The sequence below is a fragment of the Streptococcus sp. STC1396 genome, assembly GCF_058933875.1.
Map to the genome: position 1 here is coordinate 1 of NZ_JBZYCU010000036.1, position 14,244 is coordinate 14,244.

Annotated in this window: 13 protein-coding genes; 12 read left to right on the forward strand and 1 reads right to left on the reverse strand. The window is 43.3% G+C overall.

Annotated features, from left to right (window positions below):
* Window positions 1–244: 244 nt before the first annotated feature.
* From AC5FEC_RS09915 to purH, 12 genes are all read left to right on the forward strand, one after another.
* Complete coding sequence (locus tag AC5FEC_RS09915; RefSeq protein ID WP_493662073.1) at window positions 245–1,417, forward strand: pyridoxal phosphate-dependent aminotransferase; 1,173 nt, start codon at window positions 245–247, stop codon at window positions 1,415–1,417.
* Window positions 1,410–2,207: a DNA repair protein RecO gene (recO, locus tag AC5FEC_RS09920; protein WP_493662074.1), complete on the forward strand. Its 798-nt coding sequence runs from the start codon at window positions 1,410–1,412 to the stop codon at window positions 2,205–2,207. Before AC5FEC_RS09915 ends, recO begins: the two co-directional genes overlap by 8 nt.
* Window positions 2,188–3,192 (forward strand): phosphate acyltransferase PlsX, encoded by a 1,005-nt coding sequence (gene plsX / locus AC5FEC_RS09925; protein ID WP_493662075.1) that lies wholly within the window; start codon window positions 2,188–2,190, stop codon window positions 3,190–3,192. The genes recO and plsX overlap by 20 nt, the downstream gene beginning before the upstream one ends.
* Window positions 3,189–3,431, forward strand: coding sequence for an acyl carrier protein (locus AC5FEC_RS09930; RefSeq protein WP_217473454.1), 243 nt, complete (start codon window positions 3,189–3,191; stop codon window positions 3,429–3,431). Before plsX ends, AC5FEC_RS09930 begins: the two co-directional genes overlap by 4 nt.
* Before the next feature lie 226 nt (window positions 3,432–3,657).
* Complete coding sequence (purC, locus tag AC5FEC_RS09935) at window positions 3,658–4,365, forward strand: phosphoribosylaminoimidazolesuccinocarboxamide synthase (RefSeq protein WP_493662076.1); 708 nt, start codon at window positions 3,658–3,660, stop codon at window positions 4,363–4,365.
* 19 nt (window positions 4,366–4,384) lie between these two features.
* Entirely contained in the window at window positions 4,385–8,110 is a 3,726-nt protein-coding gene (locus AC5FEC_RS09940) for a phosphoribosylformylglycinamidine synthase (protein ID WP_493662077.1), read from the forward strand.
* A 36-nt stretch (window positions 8,111–8,146) separates the two neighbouring features.
* Window positions 8,147–8,767: a DNA alkylation repair protein gene (locus AC5FEC_RS09945; RefSeq protein ID WP_234550667.1), complete on the forward strand. Its 621-nt coding sequence runs from the start codon at window positions 8,147–8,149 to the stop codon at window positions 8,765–8,767.
* 25 nt (window positions 8,768–8,792) lie between these two features.
* A complete protein-coding gene (purF, locus tag AC5FEC_RS09950; RefSeq protein WP_037617434.1) occupies window positions 8,793–10,232 on the forward strand; it encodes an amidophosphoribosyltransferase in 1,440 nt (479 codons plus the stop codon).
* 56 nt (window positions 10,233–10,288) lie between these two features.
* Window positions 10,289–11,308 (forward strand): phosphoribosylformylglycinamidine cyclo-ligase, encoded by a 1,020-nt coding sequence (gene purM / locus AC5FEC_RS09955; protein WP_037617436.1) that lies wholly within the window; start codon window positions 10,289–10,291, stop codon window positions 11,306–11,308.
* Window positions 11,305–11,850: a phosphoribosylglycinamide formyltransferase gene (gene purN, locus AC5FEC_RS09960; RefSeq protein ID WP_493662078.1), complete on the forward strand. Its 546-nt coding sequence runs from the start codon at window positions 11,305–11,307 to the stop codon at window positions 11,848–11,850. The genes purM and purN overlap by 4 nt, the downstream gene beginning before the upstream one ends.
* A gap of 86 nt (window positions 11,851–11,936) precedes the next feature.
* Window positions 11,937–12,446, forward strand: coding sequence for a VanZ family protein (locus tag AC5FEC_RS09965; protein ID WP_493662079.1), 510 nt, complete (start codon window positions 11,937–11,939; stop codon window positions 12,444–12,446).
* 24 nt (window positions 12,447–12,470) lie between these two features.
* Window positions 12,471–14,018 (forward strand): bifunctional phosphoribosylaminoimidazolecarboxamide formyltransferase/IMP cyclohydrolase, encoded by a 1,548-nt coding sequence (gene purH / locus AC5FEC_RS09970; RefSeq protein ID WP_062201787.1) that lies wholly within the window; start codon window positions 12,471–12,473, stop codon window positions 14,016–14,018.
* A gap of 57 nt (window positions 14,019–14,075) precedes the next feature.
* Here the strand turns inward: purH and AC5FEC_RS09975 are convergent.
* A partial coding sequence (locus AC5FEC_RS09975; protein WP_493662080.1) for an IS3 family transposase occupies window positions 14,076–14,244 on the reverse strand: 169 nt, incomplete at its 5' end.

Consider the following 14,244-nt stretch of genomic DNA (forward strand, 5'->3'; position numbering starts at 1 on the left):
TTTTTTGCATGCCCTTTTATGGCTCAAAAAGTGTTAAAAATAAGACAGTAACCTCGGAATAGCTACTGTCTTATCTCATTTTTCACTTAAAGCCTTGACAGACTTGACAAATGGTAGAAAAGAGCCATAATTATTTGAGAACTAGTGTGTTGCTAGTTCTCTTTCTTTTTCTCACTTATAATAAAATTTTGCTGTAGTAATGCTTTTATAGTATAATGGTTCTATCAAGTTATCGGAGGTGGCCATGGATTTGACAAAAAAGTTTAATAAAAATTTAGATAAGATTGAAATATCCCTGATTCGTCAGTTTGACCAGTCTATTTCTACGATTCCAGGTGTTCTGCGGCTGACCTTAGGAGAGCCAGACTTTCCGACACCGGATCACATCAAGGAGGCGGCCAAGGTAGCTATTGATGCCAACCAGAGTCACTATACAGGAATGAGCGGACTTTTGGAGCTGCGACAGGCTGCGTCTGACTTTGCCAAGGAAAAATACCGTCTGTCCTACAATCCAGAGAATGAGATTTTAGTGACCATTGGAGCAACCGAGGCTCTGTCTGCGACTTTGACGGCTATCCTGGAGGAGGGGGATAAGGTCCTGCTACCAGCGCCAGCTTATCCAGGCTATGAGCCGATTGTCAATTTGGTCGGGGCAGAGATTGTCGAGATTGATACGACAGAAAACAACTTTGTTTTGACTCCTGAAATGCTAGAGCAGGCTATCTTGGAGCAGGGGGATGCGCTCAAGGCGGTTATTTTGAACTATCCGGCCAATCCGACTGGCGTGACTTATTCGCGAGAGCAGATTGAGGCTTTGGCAGCAGTATTGAGCAAGTATGAAGTATTTGTCGTTTGTGATGAGGTTTATTCTGAGTTGACTTATACGGAGCAGGGACACGTTTCTCTGGCGGAATATTTGCCTGAGCAGACCATCGTGATCAATGGCTTGTCCAAGTCTCATGCTATGACGGGCTGGCGATTGGGCTTTATCTTTGCACCGGCTGCTTTTACAGCTCAATTAATCAAGAGCCATCAGTATCTAGTGACAGCAGCCAACACCATGGCTCAATATGCAGCTATTGAGGCATTGACAGCTGGTAAAGATGATGCTCAACCGATGAAGACGGAATACATCCAGCGGCGGGATTACATTATCGAAAAAATGACGGAGCTAGGTTATCAGATTATCAAGCCAGATGGAGCTTTCTATATTTTTGCCAAAATTCCAGCAGGCTACAATCAAGATTCTTTTGCTTTTTTGCGGGATTTTGCTGAGAAGAAGGCTGTGGCCTTTATCCCAGGAGCGGCCTTTGGCCAGTATGGAGAAGGCTATATCCGCCTGTCTTATGCAGCTAGCATGGAAACCATCAAGGAAGCTCTGAAACGGCTCAAGGAGTACATGGAAGACCATGCTTAGACCGTTAACAAGCAAGAGTTTGATTCTCTATAATCGTAATTTTCGAGAAGATGATAAGCTGGTCAAGATTTTTACGGAACAGGCTGGCAAGCGAATGTTTTTCGTGAAACATGCTGGAAAATCTAAGTTGGCACCAGTCATCCAGCCTCTGACTGCGGCAGAGCTCTTGATGAAAATCAATGACGATGGGCTCAGCTATATCGAAGATTACCAAGCTGTGGAAAGTTACGGGCAAATCAAGAGCGATCTCTTTGTCATGGCTTATGCCAGCTACGTGGCAGCCTTAGCAGATGCTAGTATTCAGGACAATCAGCCAGATCCAGCCCTCTTTGCCTTCCTGCAAAAGACACTGGATTTGATGAATCAAGGCCTGGATTATGAAGTCTTGACGAATATTTTTGAAATTCAGATTTTATCTCGCTTTGGCGTTTCTCTGAATTTCCATGACTGTGTTTTTTGCCATCGGACAGGTCTGCCTTTTGATTTTTCCTTTCAATATGGCGGGGTTATCTGTCCAGATCATTATCACAAGGATGCTCATCGCAGCCATCTCAACCCCAATATTCCTTTTTTGCTCAATCAGTTTCAGGCAGTTCAGTTTAGTGAGCTGGAGACGATTTCGCTCAAGGCTGATATCAAGCGACAGATCAGGGATTTTATAGATCAACTCTATGATGAATATGTAGGCATTCATCTTAAATCAAAGAAATTTATCGACTCTCTGGGGGACTGGGGCAGTATTTTACAAGATAAACATGAGGAAGAACAGCATGAAAAAAATAGCTATTGATGCCATGGGCGGAGACAATGCCCCTCAGGCTTTAGTCGAAGGTGCCAATCAGGCTCTGAGAGACTTCGCGGATATTGAGATTGTTCTCTATGGGGATGAGGCCAAGATTAAACCTCTGTTGACAGCGACAGAGCGCGTCAGTATCGTCCATACGGATGAAAAGATTGATTCGGATGATGAGCCGACCAGGGCTATTCGCAAGAAGAAGCAGGCTAGCATGGTTTTGGCAGCCAAGGCAGTCAAAGACGGGGAAGCAGATGCAGTCCTGTCTGCTGGTAACACGGGAGCGCTTTTGGCAGCGGGTTTCTTTATTGTCGGACGGATTAAAAACATTGACCGACCAGGACTTTTGTCCACTTTACCGACTGGAGATGGCCGAGGTTTTGATATGCTGGATCTGGGGGCAAATGCTGAAAATACCCCTCACCATCTGCACCAATATGCTATCTTGGGTTCTTTTTATGCGGAAAATGTTCGTGGAATTAAGCAGCCACGGGTTGGTTTGCTCAATAATGGCACGGAAGCCAGCAAGGGAGACCCTCTGCGTAAGGAAACCTATGCCTTGCTGGCAGCGGATGACAAGCTGAACTTCATCGGAAATGTGGAGGCACGTGACCTTATGGATGGAGTGGCAGATGTTGTCGTAGCAGATGGCTTTACGGGAAATGCTGTACTCAAGTCTATTGAAGGAACTGCGATCAGCATCCTAGGTCAGCTCAAAAAAGCTGTTTTGGGTGGTGGTCTCAAGGCTAAACTAGGAGCCCTGTTGCTCAAAGACAGCCTCCAGGAGATGCGCAAGAGTCTGGACTATTCCAGTGCCGGTGGTGCCGTTCTCTTTGGTCTCAAGGCACCGGTAGTCAAGACACACGGCTCTAGCGATGCCAAGGCCGTTTATAGCACGATTCGTCAGATTCGGATCATGCTAGAGACAGATGTTGTCGGAAAATCTGTGGTTGAATTTTCAAGAACTGAGGAGGAAAAATGAGCGAGAAGGAAATTTACGCAAAGATTGTTGAAGTTATTCAAGAGCATGAAGGGGCAGATTTCTCTGTCAGTCCTGAACTCAGTCTCAAAGATGAATTGGGTGTTGATTCGGTTGATTTGATGGAATTTATCATTGACCTTGAAGATACATTTGAAATCGAGATCCCGGATGAGCAGATTGATCATTTTAAGAATATCTCAGATATAGTAACCTATATTCATGGAAAATTGAAAAAATAAGATATATAAAAAAGTAATCTTTTTGACATGCACTAATCCCTAAAAAGTTGAACAAGCAATGATTGAAAGGAATGAATCCTGTATTAAGCGGGACTCATTCCTTTTAATTTTGTTCGGATTTTCAAGGAGGTTCAATCCGTTTTTGGAGGTTTGTACGGGAATCATTGTAAAATTATTTTGAATATGGTAAAATTAGGGTATAAAAGCACGAAAGGCGAATAATAAAATGTCAAATAAGTTGTTATATTCGGGAAAAGCAAAGGATATTTTTGCGACAGAGGATGAGCATGTGATTTTGGCCCGTTACAAAGATCAGGCAACGGCTTTTAATGGCGTTAAAAAGGAGCAGATTGCAGGGAAAGGGGTATTGAACAATAAAATTTCAGCCTTTATTTTTGAAAAATTGAATACTGCTGGTGTGGCAACGCATTTTATCGAGAAAATCTCAGAGACAGATCAGCTTAATAAAAAAGTTGACATTATTCCCTTGGAAGTGGTGTTGCGTAACTATACAGCAGGCTCTTTCTCTAAACGCTTTGGTGTGGAAGAAGGGATCGCCTTGGACACTCCGATCGTTGAATTTTACTATAAAAACGATGATTTGGATGATCCTTTTATCAATGACGAGCATGTGAAATTCCTAAAGATTGCGGATGACCAGCAGATTGCTTTCTTAAAAGAGGAGACTCGCCGTATCAATCTTCTTTTGTCAGACTGGTTCCACCAGATCGGGCTTAAGCTGATTGATTTCAAGTTAGAGTTTGGTTTTGACCAGGACGGTAAAATTATTCTAGCAGATGAATTTTCACCGGACAATTGTCGGCTTTGGGATGCTGAGGGGCATCACATGGACAAGGATGTCTTCCGTCGCGGCCTAGGCGAGCTGACCGATGTTTATCAAATCGTCTGGGAAAAACTGCAAGAATTGAAGTAAGAAAAGGATAGAAGATACTATGGATAAGCGTATTTTTGTTGAGAAAAAACCTAATTTTGGAATCAAATCTCAGAGCTTGGTCAAGGAATTGACCCACAATCTCCAGTTAAAGACTTTAGCAGAACTGCGCATTGTGCAGACTTACGATGTTTTTAATCTAAGTGAAAGCCTATTTGCGCGTGCGGAAAAACATATCTTTTCTGAGCAGGTGACAGACCGTCTCTTGTCAGAAGTAGAGGTTGTGGAGTCTTTATCTGAGTACGCTTTCTTTGCTATTGAAAGCTTGCCAGGGCAGTTTGACCAGCGGGCGGCTTCAGCTCAAGAAGCCTTGCTCTTACTGGGTAGTTCAAGTCATGTAAGGGTCAATACGGCCCAACTTTACTTGGTCAATAAAGATATTGATGCGACTGAGTTAGAAGCGGTCAAAAACTACCTGCTCAATCCAGTTGATTCTCGTTTCAAAGACATCACGACAGGGATTGCCAAGCAAGAATTCTCAGAGTCAGATAAGACCATTCCAAAATTGACTTTCTTTGAAAGCTATACGGCGGAAGACTTTGTACGCTACAAGGCCGAGCAAGGGATGGCGATGGAAGTGGATGATTTGCTCTTTATCCAAGGCTACTTCAAGTCAATCGGGCGTGTGCCGACAGAAACAGAACTCAAGGTCTTGGATACTTACTGGTCTGACCACTGCCGTCACACAACTTTTGAGACAGAGTTGAAAACTATTGATTTCTCAGCGTCTAAATTCCAAAAACAATTGCAGGCGACTTATGACAAGTATCTAGCCATGCGTGATGAGTTGGGGCGCTCTGAAAAACCGCAAACCTTGATGGATATGGCAACTATTTTCGGTCGTTACGAACGTGCCAATGGCCGTTTGGACGATATGGAAGTGTCTGATGAGATTAATGCCTGCTCGGTTGAAATCGAGGTTGACGTTGATGGTGTCAAAGAACCATGGCTCCTCATGTTTAAAAATGAAACCCACAATCACCCAACGGAAATTGAGCCGTTTGGTGGAGCGGCTACTTGTATCGGTGGTGCCATTCGCGACCCATTGTCAGGGCGTTCTTATGTTTATCAGGCGATGCGCATCTCGGGAGCGGGCGATATTACGGCACCGATCTCTGAGACACGTGCTGGTAAATTGCCACAACAAGTTATTTCGAAGACAGCAGCTCAAGGTTATTCTTCTTATGGGAACCAGATTGGTCTTGCGACGACCTACGTTCGTGAGTACTTCCATCCGGGCTTTGTAGCTAAACGCATGGAGCTTGGAGCCGTTGTCGGCGCTGCTCCTAAGGAAAATGTTGTCCGTGAAAAGCCTGAAGCGGGCGATGTGATTATCCTACTCGGTGGGAAAACAGGTCGTGACGGTGTCGGCGGTGCGACAGGGTCTTCTAAGGTTCAAACGGTTGAGTCTGTAGAGACTGCTGGTGCAGAAGTTCAAAAAGGGAATGCCATTGAAGAACGCAAGATTCAACGTCTGTTCCGTAAGGGTGATGTAACACGTCTCATCAAGAAATCAAACGACTTTGGTGCAGGTGGTGTCTGTGTAGCCATTGGTGAATTGGCCGATGGTCTTGAAATCAATCTTGATAAAGTCCCGCTAAAATACCAAGGTTTGAATGGAACAGAAATTGCTATCTCTGAATCACAAGAACGGATGGCGGTTTTGGTTCGTCCAAAAGATGTGGATGCCTTCGTTGCGGAATGTAACAAAGAAAATATTGACGCTGTTGTCGTTGCGACAGTGACTGAAAAACCAAATCTGGTCATGTACTGGAATGGTGAAATTATTGTAGATTTGGAACGTGCTTTCCTTGATACCAATGGTGTGCGCGTGGTGGTTGATGCTAATGTGGTTGACAGTGATGTAAACGTTCCTGAAGAACGCACAACATCAGCTGCAACTCTTGAAGCAGATACAGTGGCTGTTCTTTCAGATCTTAACCACGCTAGCCAAAAAGGATTGCAAACAATCTTTGACTCTTCAGTTGGTCGCTCAACTGTCAATCATCCACTTGGTGGCCGTTACCAAATCACACCTACTGAGGCGTCTGTACAAAAATTGCCAGTTCAACATGGTGTAACAAATACCGCTTCAGTCATGGCGCAAGGGTTCAACCCTTATATTGCAGAATGGTCACCTTACCACGGTGCTGCTTATGCGGTTATTGAAGCAACAGCTCGCTTGGTTGCAGCAGGTGCTAACTGGTCTAAGGCTCGCTTCTCTTATCAAGAATATTTCCAACGTATGGACAAACAGGCCGCTCGTTTTGGTCAGCCAGTAGCAGCTTTGCTTGGTTCTATTGAAGCACAAATTCAACTCGGTCTGCCATCCATCGGCGGTAAGGACTCTATGTCTGGTACTTTTGAAGAATTGACTGTTCCGCCAACGCTTGTTGCCTTTGGGGTGACAACAGCAGATAACCGTAAGGTGCTCTCTCCTGAGTTTAAGGCTGCGGGTGAAAATATTTACTACATTCCAGGTCAAGCTATTTCACAAGATATTGATTTCGACTTCATCAAAGCTAACTTTGCACAGTTTGAAGCGATTCAAAAAGCACACCATATAACTTCAGCTTCTGCTGTTAAATATGGCGGTGTACTTGAAGCACTTGCGCTTGCAACCTTCGGTAATCACATTGGGGCTAAAGTAGAATTGGATGAGCTTGACACATGCTTGACAGCACAGCTCGGCGGTTTCATCTTTACCTCTAGTGAAGAGGTTGTTGGTGCTAGCAAAATTGGTCAGACTACCACTGGCTTTACACTTGTTGTCAACAACATTGACATTGATGGCCAGAAACTTGACAATGCCTTCCAAGGTAAATTGGAAGAAATTTATCCAACTGAATTTGAGCAAAGTAAAGAGTTACAAGAAATACCAGCTGTAGCTTCTAATGTGGTGCTTAAAACCCAAGAAAAAGTTGAACAACCCTTGGTTTACATTCCCGTCTTTCCGGGGACTAACTCAGAATACGATTCAGCCAAGGCCTTCGAACAAGCTGGCGCTAGAGTGAACTTGGTACCGTTTGTAACACTTAATGAAGCAGCTATTGAAGCCTCAGTTGACACAATGGTTGACAATATTAGTAAAGCAAATATTATTTTCTTTGCTGGTGGCTTTTCTGCAGCAGATGAACCAGATGGCTCAGCTAAGTTTATTGTCAATATTTTACTCAATGAAAAAGTCCGTTCTGCTATTGATAAATTCATCGAAAAAGGCGGTCTCATCATCGGTATCTGTAATGGTTTCCAAGCTCTTGTCAAGTCAGGCCTTCTGCCTTATGGTAACTTTGAAGAAGCTGGTGAAACAAGTCCAACCCTTTTCTACAATGATGCTAACCAGCACGTTGCTAAAATAGTGGAAACTCGTATTGCCAATACCAACTCACCTTGGCTGGCCGGTGTGAAAGTTGGAGATATCCATGCGATACCAGTATCACATGGTGAAGGTAAATTTGTGGTGACGGCAGAGGAATTTGCTGAACTTCGCGACAATGGTCAAATCTGGAGCCAGTATGTAGACTTTGACGGCAAACCATCTATGGATTCTAAATACAATCCAAATGGTTCAGTGAATGCCATTGAAGGTATTACCAGTAAAAATGGTCAGATTATTGGTAAGATGGGACACTCCGAACGCTGGGAAGATGGCCTTTTCCAAAATATTCCAGGAAATAAAGACCAACATTTGTTTACATCAGCAGTTAAATATTTTACAGGGAAATAAAAGATATGTAAAAGATCGGTTTGTAGAAAGGCTATTATGATTCAGTATATTGCAAGGCTAGAAAATGATTTTTCGCTCATAGAACATGGATTTAAAGAACAAGAGCAGAAAGCTTTGAATGATTATCAATCAAATGATAGTGAATATATCAAAAAGTTAGCGCTTTTGGCTTATGAATCTGATGTTTATCAGGTGCGAATGTATGCTGTGTTTCTTTTTGGATATTTATCAAACGATAAAGAAATTTTAATATTCATGCGAGATGAAGTCTCCAAAGATAACAACTGGAGAGTTCAGGAAGTTCTTGCTAAAGCATTTGATGAATTTTGTAAGAATACTGGTTATGAGACGGCACTTCCAACCATTGATGAATGGTTGAAAAATAGCAATCCAAATACAAGAAGATCTGTTATAGAGGGACTAAGAATATGGACAAGCAGACCATATTTTAGAGAGAATCCTACCGAAGCTATTAGACGAATATCTGCTTTAAAAGGAGATACGAGTGAGTATGTTAGGAAATCAGTAGGTAATGCCTTAAGAGATATAAGTAAGAAATTTCCAGATTTAATTAAAGAGGAAGTTAATAATTGGGAATTAGAAAATAAAGAAATTAAACAAGTCTACAAATTGGCAAGTAAATTTATTGAAGTTTAGAATTTAAGCGCAAAAGGTATAAAGAATGACATACGAAGTAAAATCTCTTAATGAAGAATGTGGGGTCTTTGGTATTTGGGGTCATCCTCAAGCCGCTCAAGTCACTTACTTTGGTCTTCATAGTCTGCAACACCGTGGTCAAGAAGGAGCTGGTATTTTAACCAATGATAAAGGTAAGCTCCGTCGTCATCGCGATACAGGCCTTCTTTCAGAAGTCTTTAAAAATCCAGTTAATTTGGAGAAGTTGACAGGTTCTGCTGCTATCGGGCATGTTCGTTACGCGACAGCTGGTGAAGCCTCTATCAATAATATCCAACCTTTCCATTTCAAATTTTACGATATGGAGTTTGGTTTGGCGCATAATGGTAATCTGACCAATACCCAGACCTTGAAAAAAGAATTGGAGCGTAACGGAGCTATCTTTTCGTCTTCATCAGACACAGAAATCTTAGCTCACCTTATCCGTCGTAGCCATAATCCAAGCTTCATGGGAAAGGTTAAAGAGGCTCTGAGTACTGTTAAGGGGGGCTTCGCCTATCTCCTCATGATGGAGGATAAGCTGATTGCGGCTCTTGACCCTAATGGTTTCCGACCTCTTTCAATTGGACAAATGGCCAATGGTGCTATTGTTGTTTCCAGTGAGACCTGTGCTTTTGAAGTGATTGGTGCTACATGGCTGCGCGATGTCAAACCGGGAGAAGTTGTCATCATTGATGACCAAGGCATTCAGTATGATACCTACACAGACGAGACGCAGTTAGCCATCTGCTCAATGGAATATGTCTATTTTGCCCGTCCTGACTCAGTGATCCATGGTGTCAATGTTCATACAGCTCGCAAAAATACAGGACGCCGTTTAGCTAAAGAATTTAAGCATGAAGCGGATATTGTTGTCGGTGTTCCCAATTCATCACTTTCTGCGGCCAGCGGATTTTCTGAAGAATCTGGTTTGCCAAACGAGATGGGACTCATCAAAAATCAATACATCCAGCGGACCTTTATCCAGCCAACACAGGAACTGCGTGAGCAGGGTGTTCGGATGAAGTTGTCAGCAGTGTCAAGTATTGTCAAGGGTAAGCGCGTGGTGATGGTGGATGATTCTATCGTTCGGGGAACAACCAGTCGTCGGATTGTTCAGCTCCTACGTGAAGCTGGTGCGGCAGAAGTCCATGTGGCGATTGCCAGTCCCCCACTTAAATACCCATGTTTTTATGGTATTGATATTCAAACACGTCGTGAATTAATTGCAGCTAACCATACTGTAGACGAAACTTGCGAGATTATCGGAGCAGACAGTCTGACTTATTTATCTTTGGATGGTTTGATTGAGTCCATCGGCTTAGAGACAGATGCTCCAAATGGCGGTCTCTGTGTGGCCTACTTTGACGGGAACTATCCAACTCCACTTTATGATTATGAGGAGCGTTATCTGGAAAGTCTAAAAGAAAAAACGAGTTTTTATTGATAGGCTAAACTAAATAGCAGCTCTGCTATTTTCAAAAGAAAAATGAGGAAAATGAAATGACAAAAAATGCTTACGCTCAGTCTGGTGTTGACGTTGAAGCGGGTTATGAGGTTGTTGAGCGAATCAAAAAGCATGTAGCTCGTACGGAGCGTCTTGGTGTTATGGGAGCGCTGGGTGGTTTCGGTGGGATGTTTGATTTGTCCCAATTGAATGTTAAAGAACCTGTCTTGATTTCAGGGACTGACGGTGTGGGAACCAAGCTCATGTTGGCCATCAAGTATGATAAGCACGATACCATTGGTCAGGACTGTGTGGCCATGTGTGTTAATGATATCATCGCGGCTGGTGCTGAGCCACTCTACTTCCTGGACTATATCGCAACTGGTAAAAATGAACCTGCAAAATTGGAGCAGGTGGTCGCAGGTGTTGCTGAAGGTTGTGTGCAGGCAGGTGCAGCCCTCATCGGTGGAGAAACGGCTGAAATGCCTGGCATGTACGGTGAAGATGATTACGACTTAGCTGGATTTGCAGTTGGTGTGGCAGAAAAATCTCAAATCATTGATGGCTCAAAAGTGGCTGAAGGTGATGTGCTTCTGGGGCTGGCTTCCAGCGGTATTCATTCTAACGGCTACTCCCTCGTTCGCCGTGTTTTTGCCGATTACACAGGGGAAGAAGTCTTTCCAGAATTGGAAGGTAAGAAACTCAAGGAAGTCCTTCTTGAGCCAACTCGTATCTATGTAAAAGCAGCTCTGCCATTGATAAAGGAAGGGCTGGTCAACGGGATTGCCCACATCACAGGTGGTGGCTTTATCGAAAATGTCCCTCGTATGTTTGCAGATGACCTGGCTGCAGAGATTGAGGAAAGCAAAGTTCCAGTCCTTCCGATTTTCAAAGCCCTTGAAAAATACGGTCAGATCAAGCACCAAGAAATGTTTGAAATTTTCAATATGGGTGTCGGGCTTATGCTGGCAGTTAGTCCTGAAAATGTAGACCGTGTTAAGGAATTGTTGGATGAACCAGTTTATGAAATTGGTCGCATCGTCAAGAAAGAAAACGAAAGTGTCATCATCAAATGAAAAAAATAGCGGTTTTTGCCTCTGGTAATGGCTCAAACTTTCAGGTGATTGCCGAAGAATTTCCAGTGGAGTTTGTTTTTTCAGACCATCGTGACGCCTATGTGCTCGAGCGTGCCGACAAGCTTGGCGTTCTGTCCTATGCTTTTGAACTCAAGGAGTTTGAGAACAAGGCAGAATACGAAGAAGCAATTGTCAAGCTCTTGGATCAGCACCAGATTGACTTGGTTTGTCTAGCAGGCTATATGAAAATCGTTGGGCCAACCTTATTGGCGGCTTATGAAGGTCGAATCATCAACATTCATCCCGCCTATCTGCCAGAATTTCCAGGAGCTCATGGGATTGAGGATGCTTGGAATGCTGGCGTTACTGAGAGCGGCGTTACCATTCACTGGGTGGACTCCGGTGTGGATACAGGCAAGGTTATCAAACAAGTTCGTGTGCCGCGGCTGGCTGATGATACCATTGAAAGTTTTGAAGCCCGGATTCATGAGGTGGAGTACAAGTTGTATCAAGAGGTTGTCAAGACTCTAATTGCAGAGTGACATTTTGGTGATTCGTAGAATATCTTTGATTTTAAATTACCATCAGCGACTGTTGCCGATGATGGCTTCAAACGGAGGTATTTGTAATGCTAGCATCTAAAAAAACAACTCAGTATGTATTTTACGCCTATCTGCTTTTATTGACTTGGGGAATTTTATTTAAATTTGAAACAAATCCTGGATCCATAGTATTTTTCTTAGCTCCTAGATATATCAATTGGATTCCATTTTCAGAACCACTCATAGTCAATGGAAAAATTGTTATGGCTGAAATGCTATTTAATCTGGTTTCTTTTATTCCTCTAGGTGTCTGCCTGCCTTTGGTGAAATCACCTTGGTCTCGTTGGAAAATTGCTGGCGCAGGCTTGTTGCTCAGTTTAGTTTACGAATGCTTACAGTATATCTTAGCCATTGGTGCGACAGATATGACGGATTTGATTTTAAATACTCTAGGAGTTTGTGTAGGATTATTAATTTATCCATTATTTAAAAAAGTGCTAAAATCACAGACTAGAAAATGGGTCAATATCATAGGGATGATTGTGCTTGGCCTTGCTTACCTTATTTTGCTGTTACTGATTGTAATTGGTGTTTAACTAATTCTAAAAAAGGAGAACATAATGACGAAACGCGCCTTAATCAGCGTCTCAGACAAAGCGGGCATTGTTGAATTTGCCCAAGAACTCAAAAAACTTGGTTGGGATATTATCTCGACAGGTGGAACCAAGGTTGCCCTTGATAGTGCTGGGGTGAAGACCATTGCTATTGATGATGTGACTGGTTTTCCAGAAATGATGGACGGTCGTGTCAAGACCCTTCACCCCAATATCCACGGCGGCCTTTTGGCTCGTCGCGACCTTGACAGCCACCTTCAAGCTGCAAAAGATAATCACATTGAATTGATTGACCTTGTTGTGGTTAACCTTTACCCATTCAAAGAAACTATTCTGAAACCATATGTGACTTATGCTGATGCGGTTGAAAACATTGATATCGGTGGTCCATCCATGCTTCGCTCTGCTGCTAAAAACCATGCTAGTGTTACAGTTGTTGTTGACCCAGCTGACTACGATGTTGTTTTAGATGAATTGACAGCTAATGGTGAAACAAACTTTGAAACGCGTCAGCGCTTGGCAGCCAAAGTTTTCCGTCACACAGCAGCTTACGACGCTTTAATTGCGGAATATTTCACAAAACAAGTTGGTGAAACAAAACCTGAAAAACTCACCATCACTTATGATTTGAAACAACCCATGCGTTATGGTGAAAACCCTCAACAAGACGCGGATTTCTACCAAAAAGCTTTGCCAACAGATTATTCTATTGCATCAGCCAAACAGCTTAACGGTAAGGAATTGTCCTTCAACAATATCCGTGACGCGGATGCTGCTATCCGTATTATCCGTGATTTCAAAGATCGTCCAACTGTAGTGGCTCTCAAGCACATGAATCCGTGTGGTATTGGTCAAGCTGATGACATCGAAAAAGCTTGGGACTACGCTTATGAGTCAGACCCAGTGTCCATCTTTGGTGGGATTGTCGTTCTCAACCGTGAGGTGGATGCTGCGACAGCTGAGAAGATGCATGGTGTCTTCCTTGAAATCATCATCGCACCGAGCTATACAGATGAGGCGCTAGCGATTTTGACCAACAAAAAGAAAAACCTGCGGATCCTTGCCTTGCCATTTGATGCTCAAGATGCCAGCGAAGTGGAAGCTGAGTATACAGGCGTTGTTGGCGGTCTCCTTGTTCAAAACCAAGACGTGGTCAAGGAAAGCCCAGCTGACTGGCAAGTGGTGACCAAACGCCAACCAACTGAGACAGAGGCAACAGCTCTTGAATTTGCTTGGAAGGCCATCAAATACGTCAAATCCAACGGAATCATCATAACCAACGACCACATGACACTCGGTGTTGGTCCAGGTCAAACCAACCGTGTGGCTTCCGTTCGTATTGCGATTGACCAAGCCAAAGATCGTCTTGATGGTGCTGTGCTTGCCTCTGACGCCTTCTTCCCATTTGCGGACAACGTGGAAGAAATTGCAGCCGCAGGTATCAAGGCTATTATCCAACCGGGTGGCTCTGTCCGTGACCAAGAGTCTATCGACATGGCTGACCAGTATGGGCTGACCATGATCTTTACAGGGGTTCGGCATTTCAGACATTAAGAAATATTGAAAATCCTCGGCTTAATGAACCGCACCCAAAAAGTTGGACAAAAAATATTAGTGAAAGGATTTGGTTCTGTACTGAACAGGGCTGAGTCTTTTTAGCTTTGCTTTAATACGCTTGTTGTTGTAGTAAAAAATATAATCCGTGATGGCTTGTTCCAAGTGATCCAGTAATTTGAAACTCTCCTCAAATCCGTAAAACATCTCTGTTTTCAAGATACCA